Annotated in this window: 16 protein-coding genes and 4 pseudogenes; 10 read left to right on the plus strand and 10 right to left on the minus strand. The window is 69.0% G+C overall.

What is annotated here, in order from left to right:
* Positions 1–75 precede the first annotated feature (75 nt).
* The gene (locus OG266_RS01705; protein ID WP_371541867.1) at positions 76–243 is read left to right on the plus strand and encodes a hypothetical protein; all 168 of its coding nucleotides are present in this window, start codon (positions 76–78) and stop codon (positions 241–243) included.
* Between the two features lie 36 nt (positions 244–279).
* The gene (locus OG266_RS01710; protein ID WP_371541870.1) at positions 280–747 is read left to right on the plus strand and encodes an FAD-binding protein; all 468 of its coding nucleotides are present in this window, start codon (positions 280–282) and stop codon (positions 745–747) included.
* Here the strand turns inward: OG266_RS01710 and OG266_RS01715 are convergent.
* Together OG266_RS01715 and OG266_RS01720 are read right to left on the minus strand one after the other, a co-directional pair.
* Complete coding sequence (locus OG266_RS01715; protein WP_329543513.1) at positions 701–1,039, minus strand: thioredoxin domain-containing protein; 339 nt, start codon at positions 1,037–1,039, stop codon at positions 701–703. The genes OG266_RS01710 and OG266_RS01715 overlap by 47 nt on opposite strands.
* 420 nt (positions 1,040–1,459) lie before the next feature.
* Complete coding sequence (locus OG266_RS01720) at positions 1,460–2,599, minus strand: PucR family transcriptional regulator (RefSeq protein WP_371541873.1); 1,140 nt, start codon at positions 2,597–2,599, stop codon at positions 1,460–1,462.
* 87 nt (positions 2,600–2,686) lie between these two features.
* Between OG266_RS01720 and OG266_RS01725 the strand changes: the two genes are divergently transcribed.
* Positions 2,687–3,742, plus strand: a complete 1,056-nt coding sequence (locus OG266_RS01725) for a ferredoxin reductase (protein WP_371541876.1) — start codon at positions 2,687–2,689, stop codon at positions 3,740–3,742.
* A gap of 7 nt (positions 3,743–3,749) precedes the next feature.
* Entirely contained in the window at positions 3,750–4,868 is a 1,119-nt protein-coding gene (locus OG266_RS01730; RefSeq protein ID WP_371541879.1) for a fatty acid desaturase, read from the plus strand.
* 23 nt (positions 4,869–4,891) lie between these two features.
* On the opposite strand, the pseudogene OG266_RS01735 reads toward OG266_RS01730, so the two are convergent.
* Both OG266_RS01735 and OG266_RS01740 read right to left on the minus strand, forming a co-directional pair.
* Positions 4,892–5,161: pseudogene (locus OG266_RS01735) on the minus strand (helix-turn-helix domain-containing protein); the annotation flags it as partial.
* 51 nt (positions 5,162–5,212) lie between these two features.
* On the minus strand, positions 5,213–6,121 hold the full coding sequence (locus OG266_RS01740; protein WP_371541882.1) for an aldo/keto reductase: 909 nt from the start codon (positions 6,119–6,121) through the stop codon (positions 5,213–5,215).
* Positions 6,122–6,188: 67 nt separating this feature from the next.
* On the opposite strand from OG266_RS01740, the gene OG266_RS01745 reads away from it, so the two are divergent.
* Positions 6,189–7,187, plus strand: coding sequence for an ArsR/SmtB family transcription factor (locus OG266_RS01745; protein WP_371541885.1), 999 nt, complete (start codon positions 6,189–6,191; stop codon positions 7,185–7,187).
* A 38-nt stretch (positions 7,188–7,225) separates the two neighbouring features.
* Here OG266_RS01745 and OG266_RS01750 read toward each other — a convergent pair whose 3' ends face one another.
* Both OG266_RS01750 and OG266_RS01755 read right to left on the minus strand, forming a co-directional pair.
* Positions 7,226–7,810, minus strand: coding sequence for a DinB family protein (locus OG266_RS01750; RefSeq protein ID WP_371541888.1), 585 nt, complete (start codon positions 7,808–7,810; stop codon positions 7,226–7,228).
* 112 nt (positions 7,811–7,922) lie between these two features.
* Positions 7,923–9,239: an MFS transporter gene (locus OG266_RS01755; protein ID WP_371541891.1), complete on the minus strand. Its 1,317-nt coding sequence runs from the start codon at positions 9,237–9,239 to the stop codon at positions 7,923–7,925.
* An 89-nt stretch (positions 9,240–9,328) separates the two neighbouring features.
* Here OG266_RS01755 and OG266_RS01760 point away from each other — a divergent pair, with 89 nt between their 5' ends.
* Positions 9,329–10,309, plus strand: a complete 981-nt coding sequence (locus tag OG266_RS01760) for a winged helix-turn-helix domain-containing protein (protein ID WP_371541894.1) — start codon at positions 9,329–9,331, stop codon at positions 10,307–10,309.
* 9 nt (positions 10,310–10,318) lie between these two features.
* Here the strand turns inward: OG266_RS01760 and OG266_RS01765 are convergent.
* The 3 genes and pseudogenes from OG266_RS01765 to OG266_RS01775 all read right to left on the minus strand — a co-directional run.
* Positions 10,319–10,645, minus strand: a pseudogene (locus OG266_RS01765) (transposase); the annotation flags it as partial.
* 394 nt (positions 10,646–11,039) lie between these two features.
* Entirely contained in the window at positions 11,040–12,104 is a 1,065-nt protein-coding gene (locus OG266_RS01770; protein ID WP_371552602.1) for a class I SAM-dependent methyltransferase, read from the minus strand.
* A gap of 42 nt (positions 12,105–12,146) precedes the next feature.
* Positions 12,147–12,278: pseudogene (locus OG266_RS01775) on the minus strand (CGNR zinc finger domain-containing protein); the annotation flags it as partial.
* A 35-nt stretch (positions 12,279–12,313) separates the two neighbouring features.
* Here OG266_RS01775 and OG266_RS01780 point away from each other — a divergent pair.
* The 4 genes and pseudogenes from OG266_RS01780 to OG266_RS01795 all read left to right on the plus strand — a co-directional run.
* Positions 12,314–12,574: pseudogene (locus OG266_RS01780) on the plus strand (SDR family oxidoreductase); the annotation flags it as partial.
* Positions 12,575–12,606: 32 nt separating this feature from the next.
* Positions 12,607–13,230 carry an NADPH-dependent F420 reductase gene (locus tag OG266_RS01785; RefSeq protein WP_371541897.1) on the plus strand — a complete coding sequence of 208 codons (624 nt, stop codon included), beginning with the start codon at positions 12,607–12,609 and terminating at the stop codon, positions 13,228–13,230.
* A gap of 121 nt (positions 13,231–13,351) precedes the next feature.
* Complete coding sequence (locus tag OG266_RS01790; protein ID WP_371541900.1) at positions 13,352–13,942, plus strand: transposase family protein; 591 nt, start codon at positions 13,352–13,354, stop codon at positions 13,940–13,942.
* A gap of 243 nt (positions 13,943–14,185) precedes the next feature.
* A complete protein-coding gene (locus OG266_RS01795; protein WP_371541903.1) occupies positions 14,186–14,533 on the plus strand; it encodes an antibiotic biosynthesis monooxygenase in 348 nt (115 codons plus the stop codon).
* A gap of 82 nt (positions 14,534–14,615) precedes the next feature.
* Here OG266_RS01795 and OG266_RS01800 read toward each other — a convergent pair whose 3' ends face one another.
* Entirely contained in the window at positions 14,616–16,010 is a 1,395-nt protein-coding gene (locus OG266_RS01800; RefSeq protein WP_371541905.1) for an amidohydrolase family protein, read from the minus strand.
* Between the last annotated feature and the right edge of the window lie 186 nt (positions 16,011–16,196).

Consider the following 16,196-nt stretch of genomic DNA (forward strand, 5'->3'; position numbering starts at 1 on the left):
CCCTGAGCACACCAGTGAGCTCCAGTCCCTCCCAGCAATCGGGCGGGGGCTGGAGCTCTCGTCCGTCCGCTTCCCGTGAGGCTTACCCGAGCGGCGAACTCGGCTCCATGGAACGCGACCGGCGAGGCGCCTCCCGGCGAGGAAGATCCGGGCACCTGGATCGCCGGGGGCTACCGCACCACGCTGCGTGACACTCTGGCCGATCCGGGTAACAAGGAGTGGTGCGTCTCGGCCGATGACTGATCGGAGATCGCGCGCTGGATCGGTGCCGACCCGGAGGTGCTGAGCGCCACCGCGCAGGAACACAACGGCGGCTATTGCGACGCCGGGCGTGACGCGCTGTGGGCAAAAGCCCCCGAGCACTTGGTCCCGCTGCGCAAGCCGCCGTTCTACGCACTGCGGTTCCGGCCACTCATGATCGACACCGCCGGGCCGCTGCAGATCGACCAGTACCTGCGGGTGCTCGACCCCCAGTCCCGGCCCATCCCCGGACTGTTCGGGGCCGGCTCGGTCGTCGGCGGCTGGATCGGCCTTGACGAGCACCCGAGATCGTTGCCGCTGCCGCCGATCTGCCCGACGACACCGCGCTCGACGGCGTTATGTGACCTGTGGGGGTGTCTCAGCCCCAAGGTGTCTCAGGCGGCGCAGCTCCCATGGACGAGACGTGACGGGCGTCGCGGCCACGTGCCGCAGCGGCCGCTCAGAGGTGGCCGTCCAGGAACTTCCGTACCTCGGCGGTGGTCATAGGCCCCGTGCCGTGCGCCACCGCCTCTCCCTCCTTCAGCAGGACGTAGGACGGGGCTCCGGTGATCCCGTATCGCTCGGTTGCGGCCGGACAACGCGTGATGTCGGCGCGGACGGCCGTCAGGCGGCCCGTGTAGTCGTCGGCAATGCCACCCACGACGAGGTCCATCACCCGGCAGGGCTCGATCGCCTTGGGCCATGTCCCGGTGAAGTAGGCGAGGACCGGAACTTTGCTCATCCCGAGGATGAAATTGAACTCCGCGTCCTCACGGGGTCGGTGAACCCGCTGCGCCATTCAAGCTCCTGACCTCACGTTCCGTCATTCCATCCCCATCATCCCTCGCGCGGTGTGCCGAGCCGGCCCGGTCGCTCGTCCGGGCCGGCCTGCCGGAAGGGAGGCACGGGGCCGTCGCAGAACCACGGCGGTCCCCCGGCGCGAGCGGCCCGGCCCCGCGCCCCTGGTGACCCGGCCTGGCTGCCCCGCCGGTCCGCATCGTCCACCGGATCCAGTCGAGCCGTATCCGCCACCGCGCTTCTCAGAGACAGCGCCTCCGACGGGCTTCCCAAGGCCTTGTCTGCTCTTCGCATCAGCCCCCGGTCTCAGCTGGCTCATACCGCTCTTCCCCCGGGCCGCACGAGCTAGCTGATGGCACCGAGAACGAGGCACGATTCCTGGACCGCTCGCGGACGCGGTCGTGGACGGTCGATGTACGCGTCAGCTGACCCCTAGACCGACCGCCAGCGTCAGTTCAAGGACCCGGTGTGGCGATGCGAGATCCGGAAACAGCTCCCGCAGCTGCGACATCCGGTACCGGACTGTCTGGGGATGGATGAACAACGCCGCCGCCACCTCGTCCCGTCTGCCCTGGTGCAGAAGCCACTCCCGCAACGTCTCCTCCAGCCGCCGTGCGGTCGCGACAGGCAAGGTCCGCAACGGTGCGAGGGCCCTGGCACGCAGGTCTGCGAACGCGTCCGCGTCGGCGCTCAGCACCAGCTCGGGCAGGTGGTCCTCGGTGTCGCGGATATCAGAGGAGAGGGAGCGCGCGCGTACGGCTCGTGCGTACGAGGCGGACGCACGCGTCCATGGCCGGGCCGGGCCGACCACGGCGGTGCGGTCGGTCAGCTGGCGCAGGAGATGTGGTCGGTCGGCATCGGGGACGAGCAGCACACCGGTGGCGTCCGGCAGATCGTCCAGGACGAGGGTGCTGGGGTCGAGCGCGCGGTAGGCAGGCCGGGCCTGGGCGGCGGGCAGCAGGACCGTGGTCAGTGAAACCGGAGGCTGCCACCCGGCCCGTTGAGCCGAGGCCAGCAGCACGTCCGGGCTCGCGCCGGCGAGGAGGTCGCGGGCCAGGTGTTCCAGGTGGCGCTCGTGATCCCTGCCCCGGGCGGCCAGTTCGTCGGCGTGGCCCGCGGCGCTCGCGGCGGACAGCTCGTCGATGTAGGCGAAGGTCAGCTCGGCGAACTTGGCGACCTCGGCGGCGGGCAGACCTGCGGGTACGGCACCCGCTGCCAGGCATCGCCAGGCCACGCGGGCGCCGACGCGGTAGGCGCTGAGCAGGGCGTCCATCGAACGGCCGTCGCGCACCTCGCCGCGGCCCAGCTCGTAGGCTGCGTCACCGGCGTCGCCGCCTGTGGCGTTCCCGCTCGCGCGGTCCAGGTAGTGCCCCAGGGCGGTGCGGACGGCTCGGCGGATGGTGGCGCCCATGTGGCCCGAAAGGGCGTTGGCGTAGGGAGGGACCTCGTCGATGATCGCCTGGACGACCTCGTCGGCGGTGGTCGTCAGCGCGGCCCGCAGTGCGGTGACCGTTGTCTCATCCAGGGCCAGTTCGCCGGCCCTGGGGATTGCATGGCTCACGTTTCTATTCCCTGCGAACAATTCAGCCGGCCAGATTTACGTCCTGCGGTCAGGACTTTACGCCTTGAGGCGCAGCAAGCTGGGGTCATGACGAGTACAGCCCTCCGCAGCAGGGCGTGGAAACTGCTGGAGATGGTCACGACGCCGCTGCTGCCGTCGGACTACCTCGACCTGGTCAGCCCGCTGCGTGCGGGCGCTGACCTGCGTGGGCGCATCGAGGCCGTGCACCCCGAGACGGGTGACGCCGCGACCATCGTGATCAGGCCGGGACGGGGCTGGCGCGGCCACACAGCCGGTCAGTACGTGCGGATCGGCGTCGACGTCGACGGGGTGCGCCTGTGGCGTGCCTACTCCCTCACCTCGCCGACAGACCGCCAGGACGGCCGCGTCACGATCACCGTGAAGGCGATCCCGGACGGCAAGGTCAGCAACCACCTGGTCCGCAGGGCCAAACCGGGCACGCTGATCCAGCTCGACCAGCCGACCGGTGACTTCGTGCTGCCGCAGGCCAAGCCCACCAAGGTGCTCTACCTGACGGCCGGCAGCGGCATCACGCCTGTGATGGGCATGCTGCGCGACACCGAGTTCGACGACGTCGTCATGGTCCACTGCGCGCCACAGCCGCAAGACGTGATCTTCCGCAACGAACTGCACGACCTGGTCGCGGACAAGAAGCTGCGGCTCACCGAGGTGCACACCGACACGGACGGCAAGCTCAACATCGCCCGTCTCGACGAACTCGTGCCCGACTGGGCCGAGCGCGAGACCTGGGCCTGCGGGCCCGCGGGCCTGCTCGACGCCGCCGAAGAGCACTGGAGCGAGCACGGCGTACCAGAGCGACTGCACACCGAACGCTTCCGCCCCAGCATCGTCGTCGCAGGCGACGGCGGCGAGGTCACGTTCAGCGCCACCGGCAAGACCGTCGACGCGGACGGCGCCACGCCGTTGCTGGACATCGGCGAGGAGGCCGGCGTGCTCATGCCCTCCGGGTGCCGCATGGGCATCTGCTTCGGCTGCGTCACGCCGCTCAAGGCCGGCGCCGTCCGCGACCTGCGCACCGGCGAGATCACCGAGGCCGAGCCGGGCGTCCTCATCCAGACCTGCGTGTCCGCCGCGGCGGGCCCCTGCGACATCGAACGGTAGGAGCACCTTGACCGCCACCGACCCCACCGCCCACCTGACCGCGGAGCAGATCGAGGAGCTAGGCCGCGAACTGGACGCGATCCGCGACGAGGTGATCGCCGACCGCGGCGAGAAGGACGCCGCCTACATTCGTAAGGTCATCTCGGCGCAGCGCAAGCTAGAGCTGGTCAGCAGGGGCGTGCTGCTGTTCTCGATATTCCCGCCCGCGTGGCTGCTAGGCACCGCCGGCCTGTCCGTGGCGAAGATCATGGACAACATGGAGATCGGCCACAACATCCTGCACGGCCAGTGGGACTGGATGCGGGACCCGAAGATCCACTCCACCACCTGGGAGTGGGATCACGTCTCGCCGTCCGAGCAGTGGAAGCACTCGCACAACGAGCTGCACCACACGTACACCAACGTGATCGGCAAGGACAACGACCTCGGATACGGCATCATGCGCGTCGACGAGGACCAGAGGTGGCACCCGTTCCACCTCGGCCAGCCGCTGTGGAACTTCATAAACGCCTGCTTCTTCGAGTACGGCATCGCAGCGTACGACCTGGAGCTCGGCAAGAACCTGAACAAGCGTCGCCGCAAGAACCCGGAGTTCCGCGCCCGGGCCAAGGCCGTGGGCCGCAAGATCCGCAAGCAGGTGCTCAAGGACTACGTGATCCACCCGCTGCTGTCGGGCCCGTCGTTCCTCCCCACGCTCGCCGCCACGTTCACCGCGAACCTGGTCCGCAACATCTGGACCCACTCAGTGATCATGTGCGGGCACTTCCCCGAGGGCGTGCAGGTCTTCGAGCGCCGGTCGATCAAGGGCGAGACCCGCGGCCAGTGGTACCTGCGCCAGATGATGGGCTCGGCGAACATCAGCGGCAGCAAGGCCATGCACTTCATGACCGGCAACCTGTCGCACCAGATCGAGCACCACCTGTTCCCGGACCTGCCGAGCAACCGGTACGCCGAGGTGGCTGTGAAGGTGCGCGCCCTGTTCGAAAAGTACGAACTGGAGTACGTCACCGGCCCGCTGCCCAAGCAGGTGTTCTCCGCGTGGCACAAGGTCTTCCGGCTCTCGCTGCCGAACAAGAAGCCCAAGATCAAAACGCCGGACCGCGAGCAGGAGCTCATCGCCGCCTGATTCCCGGTATCGGTCTGCACAGGGGTGAAGCGGGCCGGGCGCCCGCTGCGCCTGCGGTCGGCCAGGGTCGGCAAGCCGCCGTCGGCGAACCGGCCGCGCCAGGTGCGCACGGTGTCCACGTGCACTCCCACCTCGACAGCGATCCGCGCGTTGGGCCTGCCCCGGGTCGCCATGAGCACGATCTGTGACCGGATCCTGGTCTGGTGCGGAGTTTTGTGACCGTAGGCCGCCTTCTTCAGCCGTTGCCGCTCGGCGGCGGTCAGGGTTGTGGGCCGGGCGGCGGGAACAGGCAATGCAGAGAGGCCGATCAGCAGAAGTGGATCACAATGCCATGGGGGTCTGGCTCATGCCGTCTGGTGGTGGAGGGGGTCCAGGGCGGTGAGTTCTTCCTGCGACAGGCGCAGGGAGCCGACGGCGACGTTCTGGGCGAGGTGGTCGGGGTCGCCGGTGCCGGGGATGGCCAGGACGTGGGGGCCCTGGTGCAGGGTCCATGCCAGCCGGATCTGGGCTGCACTCACTCCGTGGGCGCGGGCGATGGCGCGAACTTCCCGGCTGTGGTCGGTGGTTGCGCCGGCGGTGCGTCCGGTGCCGGCAATCGAGTAGAACGGCACGAACGCGATGCGCTGTTCACCGCAGCTGTCCAGGAACTCCTTCTGCTCGGACGATGCGCCAACGCCGTACATGTTCTGGACGCAGACCACCGGCGCGATGCTCTGAGCCTCGGCGAGCTGGTGGGGGCGGATGTTGGACAGGCCCAGGTGACGGATGAGTCCGGCCTCGCGCAGGTCGGTGAGTGCGCCGAAGCGTTCGGCGATCGAGTCGGTGCCGACGATGCGCAGGTTCACCACGTCGAGGTGGTCGCGGCCGAGCTGGCGCAGGTTCTCCTCGACCTGGCCGCGCAGTTGCTCGGGGGTGGCGTGTGGCAGCCACTGGCCCGAGGGATCGCGGCTCGGGCCGACCTTGGTGGTGATGACGAGGTCGTCCGGGTAGGGGGCCAGCGCCTGGTTGATCAGCTCATTGGCCGAGCGCAGCGGAGAGAAATAGAACGCGGCGGTGTCGATGTGGTTCACGCCGAGCACGACCGCGCGGCGCAGCACACCGATCGCCTGGTCGCGATCGCGTGGGACGGCATCGTCCGCGAACGCCTCGCCGTGCTGCGTCAGGCGCATCGCGCCGAAACCGACCCGGTTGACCGTCAGGTCGCCGAGCTTCCAGGTGCCCGATGCCGCCACGGTGATCGTCTGTGAGGTCATGGCGGGATGATCTCCGCACGGTAGGCTGGCCCGCCATTGATTCATATATGCCTGAATCCATTGAGGAGTGGTTGCCCTGGCAGAGCTGGCATTCTCGACGAGCGATCTGGCGCAAGTGCGGTTCGCCGTCTCACCGATGTGGGAGATCGCACCCAGCTTCCGACTGCTGACGTCCGCCGCCGCGCATCCAATCCACCGGCCCTGGGCTGACCAGGTACGCCCGCGGATGGTGGCCGCCGGGCTGGACCGGGGCTGGCTCTGCGAGCTGATCCCGCCCACCGGCGGCTACGTCCCCGACTTCCTCAACCCGGCCCCCGCCGGACCGGCCCCCACGCCGGCGGCAGAGCGAGATGCGATCCTCGCCTCACCCGTCGACCGGGTACGCCAGGACCTCGACCACCTGGCCCGCCACCAGGGGAGCCTCGGCCCCCGGCTGCGGACCCTGCGCGCCGACCCGCAGACCCGCCTGGCCAAGGTCACAGAAGAGATCGAAACGTACTGGGAGCTGGCGCTGGCCCCCTACTGGGCACGGATCCGGGAAGTGCTGGATGCAGACATCCTCTACCGGGCCCGCATGGTCGCCGAGCACGGCGCGGGCCGACTCTTCAACGACCTGCACACGTCGCTGAGCTGGGATGGCAACGCGCTACGGATGGCCCGCCGAAAGCGGCCGCTGACCCGCACGACGGCAGGCACGGGATTGCTGCTGATCCCCTCAGCCTTCACCGGACCGGGGCTGCGCACCCGAACGGCGCCGCCGGACCCGCCCCAACTCGCCTATCCGGCGCGCGGTATCGGCACGCTGTGGAAGCCGCGCCCCGTCACCCAGACCGACGCCCTCTCCTCCGTACTGGGCCGCTCGCGGACCCTGCTGCTGACCGAGTTGGAGATCCCGGCCTCCACCACACAGCTGGCCCACCGCACCGGGCTCTCCCCCGCAGGTGTATCCCAATACCTCACCGCGCTACGCAACGCGGGCCTGGTCAGCGCCCACCGCGCCGGACGCTCCGTCCTCTACGCCCGCACCGCCACAGCCGAAGCCCTTCTCCAAGCCGCCTCCGCCTGACCTCACGTCAACCCCCGAAGGATTTACGGAGCCGACCACTAAGTCTTGATCGGTGCGGCCGATCTGGCGGCCTGCTCGATCTTCGCGCAGTGGGCTGCACGGGCTTCCTCGTCGATCTGCTGCTCGTGTTCGGGGCGCATCCCGGTCCGGCCGTCGAGGCCCTCGCGCAGGATGTCGGCGTGCCCGGCATGCCGGTTGGACTCTCCGAGAACATGGACCATGACGGCGAACAGGTTCGTGTTGGCATGGGGCTCCGGCCACCACGGCACGTGGCCGGGGGCATCGAGGGGAAGCTCGTTGATCGTCGCGTCCGAGTGTTCCCACGTGCGCCGGTAGAACCCGACGATCTGATCGCGGGTCTCGTCCTCGGTCGCCCACAGATCGCTGCCGTCGGAGTCCTGCCACCGGGGCAGCGGTTCCGGGGAAGGGCGGTCGAAGACCTCGCCGAAGTACCTGGCCTCGACGGTGGCCACGTGTTTGACCAGGCCGAGGAGGTTGGTCCCGGTCGCCGTCAAAGGCCGACGGGTGTCGTACTCGGACAAGCCGTCGACTTTCCAGAGCAGCGCCTCGCGGTCCCGCCGCAGTCTCCCGTGCAGGTTGTCTTTGGCGAATTCATCGATCATGTGGCATGACCCTTCCATGGGCTGCTCGTGGTCTCAAGATCCCGTACGTGGTCCGCAACGGCTGGCAGAGCCGAGGCTTAGGACGACTCGCGGCCGACCCGACCTGCGACGGTTACTGCGCAGGAGAACTACACGCATGCTGTTCGGTGCTGTTCTCTGATCCCGTTGAGTAGTTCGGGACGGGGACCGGGGAGGTGGGCGGGTGCCAGGTGAGAATCCAGCCGGCGGTAAGCACCCCCGCGCCGCCTGCCAGGGCGATTGCGCCGCCTGTTCCGATGCCTGCGGCCACCGAGCCGAAGCAGACCGGCCCGACGCCCTGAAGCGTCATGCTGCCGGAGCCGAGCAGACCGAAGGCCTGGCCCTGGCCATTCTGCGGCAGGGCGTCCAGGAACGGCCGTTGCAGGCCGAGGAGGTAGGCGAATCCGAAGCCGCAGAGCAGCAGCAGACAGGACGAGACGCCCACTCCGGGCTCGGCAGCGAAGCCGAGCAGCGGCAGTCCCGTCAGCGCAATCAACGGGACTACCAGGCGCTCCCGGGTGGATGGCCGTAGGAGTCGACCCACCAGCAGGTCACCGACAAGCATGCCAACCGGCAGACAGCCCATCAGCACCGCGTACCAGCCGGGCGCGAAGTGGCGTCCTCCCGCATAGGCGACGATCAGGCCTTCCGCACCCGCTACGAACGCGGGCGGTAGCCACTGGGCAAGCATCAGTCGTCGTACCGCGTGCCCGCGCAGCAGCAGGCCGGCACCGTGCAGGCTTGCCCGGACGGCCCCGCCACCGCCCCGAGCGCTGCCGGGTGTGCCGCCGAACTCCCCCAGCTTCAGCCGGGGTAGCCGGATGCGGACAGCGAGCGCGCAGCCGAGGTAGAGGGCGGCGCTTACCGCGAACGCCCGGTGCGGGCCGAGTACCGCGACGACCGCACCTCCCAGCGCCAGACCGAACAATTGCGCGCCAGAGGAGGCGATGTTGTTCAGTGAACGGCCCAGTACATAGGCGTCGCCCTCCAGCCACTGCGCGACCAGCCGACTCGACGCGCCGCCGAACACCGGTGTGGCGAGGGCGACCAGCGCCACGACACCGAGGCTTGCCGCGATCGGCATCCGCACCAGGGCGAGCAGCAGGGCGGCGGCGCACTCCAAGGCGTAGCCGCCGGCGATGAGCGCACGGGGCGGCAGTTGGTCGGCCAGTGAGCCCAGCAGCAGGGAGCCGAACAACTGCGGGAGAAAGCCGATGCCGAAGGCGAGTGCGCTCAACAGCGCGGAGCCGGTGGCCCCGAAGACCAGCACCGAGAACGTGGTGATCCGCAGCGAGCCCGCAGTGATCGCGACGGCGCGGGTCGAGAAGAGCAGCCGGAATCGCGGCTCGGCCAGCACCTCCCGGTAGGTGGCACGGTGGTTGCCCTGCGCGGGTTCGGCGGTTGGGATCATGACGCCCAGCCTCGCCGTGTGCCCACGCCACTCACCAATGATTCGTCGCTGGACGAATCGGAACAGACGTCCGGCGGTAGCATCCCAGGGTGCTCCGCTTCGAAGTCTCCGTCGAGGACCTGCTGCGCAGCCGCTTCGCACTGTCGCCCGCGATGGACCTCTGCCTACTGCTGCGCTCGCTCGCCGGCCAAAACCGGCCGCTGCCGCGAGCCTGGGCCACCCGGCTCCTGCCGACCTTTGAACGGCTTCGCCGCGAGACCGAACTGGACGCCGCCCTCGCCCTGCACACCCCGCAATCCGGACCGAACTTCGTCGCCCCGCCCCCGCGCGGCCTCAACCAGACCTGGGCAGACGACCTGGCCATGATCCGGGCCACACCGCTGGAAGCGGCCCGCCACGAATTCGCCACCACCGCGACCGGCCCGTCCGCCCATGATCCCCGCGTACGCGCAGTGCTGGACTCGACGGACGCCGTCTCCAGGATCGCCGAGGCGATGGACCAGGCGTGGCACGAGCTGCTCGCCACGGACTGGCCGCAACTGCGCGCGATCTGTGAGCGCGATGTCGTGCACCGGGTGGGCGTGATCGGCGAACATGGATGGGCCACGACCATCGAGAGCCTGCACCCGAGCATCGCCTGGCGCGCCGGCGGTATCGAGCTCGGCTTCTTCCCCCGAGACGGAACAGTCCGCCTCACCGGCGACGGGCTACTGCTGATCCCTTCGGTCTTCGTCGGGAATATCGCCGCCCACCTGGAAGACCCCTGGCCCAGGACCTTGGTCTATCCAGCCCGCGGCACCGCCGCCCTGTGGGGCGAACAGGAGACCGTCCCCCAACCGGACGCGCTGACCGCTCTGGTCGGCCGGGCCCGAGCCCGGCTGCTGTTGGCGCTGGACGCCCCGGCCAGTACCAGCCACCTCGCCCGAAGTCTCGCCATGGCACCCGGCGCGGTAGGAGACCACCTCGCCATCCTGCGAGGCGCGGGGCTGCTCGTCCGCGCCCGGTCCGGACGGTCGGTGCTCTACCGGCGCACCCCGCTCGGCGAGGCACTGGTCGCCGGTTCGGGCTGAGGGCACGGATCAGCACTGCTTTTTGAGGCGCCGCCAGCAGATGATTGTGCAGCCGAGGGTGAGGAAGGCCTGGTGGATGTCGGCGCAGATTTCCCAGCGGATACGCAGTCGGCGGAACCAGCGCAGAAGTGCGAAGGCCGCTTCGACGACCCAGCGGTTCTTGCCCAGGCAGCTTCCGTGCCCGGTGCCGCGCCGGGCGATGAGCGTGCGGATGCCCAGCTCACGGACCTGGCGGCGGTAGACGTTGTGGTCGTAACCGCGGTCGGCGTAGAGGACCTTGGGGCGCTGACGGGATCGTCCGCGCTTACCGCGGATGGGCGGTACGGCGTGGATCAGGAACCCTGGCTCACCTCGTCAGCCGGTGACGCCGGGCTGGAGCTGCTTCTCGGTGCAGAGCAGATGGCGGCCGCTGACAAATTGGGTTGGAGCCAGCCGCACATCGGGCAGACAGCTCTCGTCGTAGTGGACGCGGGCACCGGACCACCTCCACCAGCCGGGTGAGCAGGCTCTGCCACGGTGTTTCGCCCTGGTGTTCTGCCGTTCCGGCCCCCTTTGACGCGGGCGCCGGCGGCGGTCCGGTCCGGGCACCGGCCGCGTGCCGATGAGCCCGCACGATGGTGGAGTCGACCGAGATGTCCCAGTCGATCTCGCCCGCGGCGTCGGCCTTACCTGCACTCAACGCGGGTAAGGCGTCCTTCCCTGCACAACAGCAGCGCCCGGATCCCGGGCGCTAGTTCCGGGTCAGGAGCACGCGGTAGGCGTTGGAGTAGCCGTGCTTTCGGCCGTACGGGGCGAAAAGCTTGTCGCCGAGGAACGCGAGCACCATCAGTGGCACCGAGATGACCATGCTGGCCTTGCGCGCGAACTTGCGCAGCGGACTCGGCGGCTTGGGGTGCCACGGCACGTCGTTGCCGCCGACGATCCAGTTGGCCCACAACGCGAAGGCGGCGACCATGTCCATGCCGCCGTTCGGCTCGGACCGCTGCTCGTCCACCACGGCGAAGCCGACATCCTCGGCCGCCTTCTTCAGGTTGGCGATGGGCATCAGGTTCAGGTGCTGGGGCTGGAGCCAGGGCATCCAGTAGCGGCCGAGGATGCGGCCCCACTTGCACTCGGGATCGGGCAGTTCGATGACGAGGTACCCGCCGGGCGGCAGTACGGCGGCCGCGGCGGCCAGCTCAGCCTTCGGGTCGAGGGTGTGCTCCAAGTAGTGGAACATGCTGAGCACATCGTAGTTCCCGGTCAGTTCTGCGGTCATCTCCGGGAAGTTGCCCCGGAATCCGCGCGTGATCCAGCCATGCTCCTGGGCCAGCTCGACGCCGGCGCTCATGTCGAGGCCGTGGAACTCGGTGTCGGGCAAGCTCTCCGCGGCTGCCTTGCAGAAGTGGCCGTGCCCGGTGCCGACGTCCAGCCAGCACTTGGGCTGGTGATGCTGGGTGAGCAGCGAGGCCCGGTCCTTGAGCCCGGCGGCGTTGCCCTCGAACATGACGGCCATCTGCTGCTCGCCGAGACCGTCGTAGCAGTCCCGGTAGTAGAACTCCAGCCCGGCCAGGCTCAGCCGAGGGTTCTGGAAGATGTGCCGGCAGTCGAGGCATTCGGCCAGTTCGAACCGGCCCGGCTTGTGCTGCAACAGGTCCACGGTGCGCAGCCGGGTCGACAGCCGGGCGCTGCCGCACCAGGGGCAGTCGGTGCGACGGGGCTCGTAGAAGCGGTCCAGTCCGGCCGCGATGTCGGCGAGATACTGGGGACGCCGCGCGGCGACAGGATCCGTCTCCAGCGAGGAGGAAGCGGTCATGCGCCGCAGCGTAGCGGCGATCAACGCCCGCTGTCTGCGCGCAAAACGGGCGGCCCGGGCCCGGTCGCCGCACGACGGCTGGCAGAACTCCTCACGGCCGTGGACCTTCACGAAATACCGCACGCAGCGGTGCACGGTGCAGGCGGTCAGTTTGTCACGGTCCGGCCCGGACAAAAAGTCGATGGCGGACCAGATATATCCGGCCAGCAGCCTGGGCCCGCGTCTGGCTCAACGAGCTCAAGGACCGCCGCATCCGCGTCAACGTCCTGACCCCGGGCCAGGTCGCCACCGCCAAGCAGGCAGAACTCTTCGACGAGGCCACCAAGCGCCAGTTCGAGTCCCTCATCCCCCGCGGCCAGATGGGCCGCCCCGACGAAATCGCCACCGCCGCCCTCTTCCTCGCCTCCGACGACTCCAGCTACGTCAACGGCATGGAACTGGTCGCCGACGGCGGCACCACCGCCATCTGAACCGACGACCCACAACCAGGGCAGGACATCTCATGAGCAGCATCAGCATCATCGGCACCGGGAACATGGCCCGCACCATCGGCGCGCGGGCGATAGCGGGCGGCAACGCCGTCGAGGTCATGGGCCGCGATCAGTCCAAGGCCGCTGACCTGGCCAAGGCTCTCGGCGGCGGCGCCACGACGGGAGAATGGGGCACCGCCCCGGCCGGGGACATCGTCATCGTGGCCCTGCTGTACGACGGCGTCGTGCCGGTCGTCACCCAGTACGGAGACGCACTCGCGGGCAAGGTCATCGTCGACATCAGCAATCCCTTCAATTCCACGTTCGACGGACTGGCCCACCGCGAGGAGACCTCGATCGCGCAGGAAGTCGCCAAGGCCGCCCCGGCAAGCGCCAGCGTGGTGAAGGCGTTCAACACCGTCTTCCGTCATGTCCTGGAGAAGGGGAGCCCCGACGTCTTCCTCGCGGGCGACAATGCGCAGGCCAAGGCAAGTGTGGAGGCGTTCGTCGAGAGCCTCGGACTGCGCCCGCTGGACGTCGGCGGCCTGAAAATGGCGCACTGGCTGGAAGGAGCAGGCGTGGTCACGGTGGGCCTCGCCAACCACGGGGTGGGGAACTTGGACTTCGCCCTCAGCATCACCGAACTTCCCGTCTGAGCAAACGGTAGACGGATCGCCGACAGGACTCGCCAATGAAGCTTGGTTTCACACTTCCCATAGTCGGGCCCGCTATTGAGGGAGGTGTTCGAAGTCTCAACCCACCGGCACAGGAGCCCTGTTGGTTCCCTGTCCTGCCGCACTCGACCTCCCGCACACCCTGGTCGAGTGGGTCACGACGCTCAGCGAAACCCGTGAGGGTGACAGGCGCTGCAAACTCCCGCCGCACCGGCACGCACCTGTCGCGCTGGTGTACCTGCACCGCCACGACACCCTCGCTCGGATCGCGGCCGGCTTCGGGATATCCGTCGGCACCGACCACGCCTATGTCACCACCGTCACGGGCCTGCTCGCCGACCGGGCCCCGGGCCTGCTGAAGACGCTGCGCGAGCACGATCCCGAGTTCGCCCTTCTGGACGGCACCCTCGCCGAGTGCGACCGCGTCGGCGGCAGCCGCGCCGATTACTGCGCCAAGCACCGCCACCACGGCGTGAACATCCAGGTCGTCACCACTGGCCAGAGACGACCGCCCGGCGGGGAACTCACCCCCACCCAGCGCACCGTGAACCGCGTCCTCGCCCAGGCCCGAACTCCCGTCGAACGCGGCATGGCGCGACTGAAGTCCTGGCAGATCTTCCGCAGATCCCGCATCAGCCCCAACCGCATGACCGTCATCGCCAAAGCCATTCTCACCCTGGAGAGGCAACGCTGAAAACGCTCACTGTGTCATTGCGGATCAAGGGCAGGCCCTGAGCACACCCGGTGAGCTCCAGCCCTCCCCCCAATCGTGCGGAGGGCTGGAGCTCTTGCCTGTCATAGACATGCGCCCGGCCGGAGGCGGCCTGCGCCTCCGGCGGAGCGTGGGTCGGTAGCCGGACAGCAGGGTTGTGAGTTCAGGTCGGTGCACGAGATCGTTTGAGGCGATATTGCCGGTGCCGTCTGTTGGAGGACCTCCGTGACCGATCCTGCGCCCGCGTCGCTGCCCGCCCCGCCCTACTACGCCGTGGTGTTCACCGCCGTGCGGACCGCCAGCGACAACGGCTACGGGGAGACGGACGAGCGGTTGATGAAACTGGCTGCCGACCAGCCGGGCTTCCTCGGTGTCGAATCCGCTCGCGGTGCGGATGGCCTCGGGATCACGGTGTCGTACTGGAGAGACGAGGACTCAATTGCCGCCTGGCGGAATCACGCAGAGCACGCCCTGGCCCGTGCGCACGGACGCGAGCACTGGTACGCCTCGTTCTCGCTCCAGGTGGCCAAGGTCGAGCGCGCCTACGGGTTTACCCGCCCGGCAGATTTGTAGGTGCCACGTCACCGCAGGCAGTGCAGCGCTGTGTCCGACGGGGCGCTCCGGGCTCGGCCCAGCGAGCGCCCCGGGACTCCGGTCAGGCGGCCGGCGTGTTGAGCACGTACGTGCGGGAGGCGTTGACCTCGGTGCGCAGCGCGGGAAGGTCGACGTCGAGGACCTGACCGTTCCACTTGCGGGGCCGGCCGTTGACGAGGACGGCGCTGATGTTGCGGGCGTCGGAACCCAGTACGAGGGTGCCGATGGGGTCGTTGAGGGGCATGTTGTTGAGATCCTCGGCCTGGACGACCAGCAGGTCGGCCTTCTTGCCGGGAGTGAGGGAGCCGGTGACGTCGCCGAGGCCGTTGGTGCGTGCGCCCTGGATGGTGGCGAAGTCCAGGACGTCGTGTGTGGTGATGCGGGAGAGATCGCCGCCCGTTCCGTAGGCGGCGTTGACCGCGCGCATCCGCTGGATCGCGAGCAGGGCCCGCATCTGCGTGAACATGTCGCTGGCGAGGGCGACTTCGACGTCGATGCTCAGTCCGGGGCGGATACCGACGGCGAGCGCCTCGTCCACCGCGGGGATCGCCGTCTCCAGCCCGATCTGCGCATCCGAGGTGGGCGCCAGGGCGACCGTGGTGCCGGACTCCCCCATCGCCTTCCATGCCTCGGTGGTCAGACCGGTGGCGTGGATCAGCGTGACGTCGGGGCCGAGGATGCCGTGCTTGGCCCAGGACAGCACCGCCTCCGACGAGGAAGTGCCGAAGACCGCGTCGACGCTGACACCGATGCCCAAGTCGGCTGCGGTGCGGGCGAGTTCGGGTCCGTAGGCGAGGGCTGGTCCGGCGATCTCGTCGGTGGCCAGTGTCGCCATGCGCAGCGTGAGCAGCTGGTCGTCACTGCTGAAGTACTCGTCCTTGAGGCGGGTCAGGTCGGCCGGCCACTGGCGGTCCCACTCCCCGAAGTGCGGTCCCATGGAGGCGTGGACGCCTCGGATGCCGGTGTCCCGGAGGGCCTCGATCGCCGCGTCGGAGTGCTCCCGGGTACGGGAGTTGTGGGAGAAGTCGAGCATGGTGGTGATGCCGCTGTCGATCGCGGTCAGCGCCGCCAGCTTGGTGCCGATGTACATGTCCTGCGGCCGGTAGACCGTGGCGTAGCCGGCCAGGGTGGCCATCACATAGCCGCCGAAGTCGTCGACGTCGGGCATGATCCGGCGGAGCTGGGCCTCCCAGGCGTGCCGGTGGGTGTCGACGAGGCCGGGGGCCAGAATGGTGCCGGAGGCGTCGACGACCACCGCGCCGTCCGCGGTCAGGTTCGGTCCGATCGCGGCGATGGCGTCGCCCTCGACGAGCAGGTCGCTGTTGTGCAGGATGCCCAGTTCCGGGTCCATCGTGACGATGGTGGCGCCGGTGAACAGGATGCGCCGACGCGGATCGTCGGACTGGCGTCGCAGTTGCTCGAGAAGGCTGGCGCTGTTGGTGTCGTCGGTGTTCATGGCAGGCCCCTTTCGGGAGGCGCTGAGTCGGAGCCGAGCGGCTTCTGACCCAAGACTCGATCGGTGCCCGAGCGGGAACCAGGTCGCCGTTTCCCTAGGTGCGGCACACCCAGGACAGCCCGCGTTCCCTACGCAGCAACGGGCCGACGCCGTGACGACGCCCCGCGAAGGGTGAGTCGAGCACGG

This window comes from Streptomyces sp. NBC_00554 (assembly GCF_041431135.1).
Classification (GTDB): domain Bacteria; phylum Actinomycetota; class Actinomycetes; order Streptomycetales; family Streptomycetaceae; genus Streptomyces.

Coding starts and splice junctions, on each gene's coding strand:
- OG266_RS01715 (WP_329543513.1), bottom strand. CDS start 1,039: ATGGCGCAGCGGGTTCACCGACCCCGTGAGGACGCGGAGTTCAATTTC.
- OG266_RS01725 (WP_371541876.1), top strand. CDS start 2,687: ATGACGAGTACAGCCCTCCGCAGCAGGGCGTGGAAACTGCTGGAGATG.
- OG266_RS01740 (WP_371541882.1), bottom strand. CDS start 6,121: ATGACCTCACAGACGATCACCGTGGCGGCATCGGGCACCTGGAAGCTC.
- OG266_RS01750 (WP_371541888.1), bottom strand. CDS start 7,810: ATGATCGATGAATTCGCCAAAGACAACCTGCACGGGAGACTGCGGCGG.
- OG266_RS01755 (WP_371541891.1), bottom strand. CDS start 9,239: ATGATCCCAACCGCCGAACCCGCGCAGGGCAACCACCGTGCCACCTAC.
- OG266_RS01770 (WP_371552602.1), bottom strand. CDS start 12,104: ATGACCGCTTCCTCCTCGCTGGAGACGGATCCTGTCGCCGCGCGGCGT.
- OG266_RS01785 (WP_371541897.1), top strand. CDS start 12,607: ATGAGCAGCATCAGCATCATCGGCACCGGGAACATGGCCCGCACCATC.
- OG266_RS01800 (WP_371541905.1), bottom strand. CDS start 16,010: ATGAACACCGACGACACCAACAGCGCCAGCCTTCTCGAGCAACTGCGA.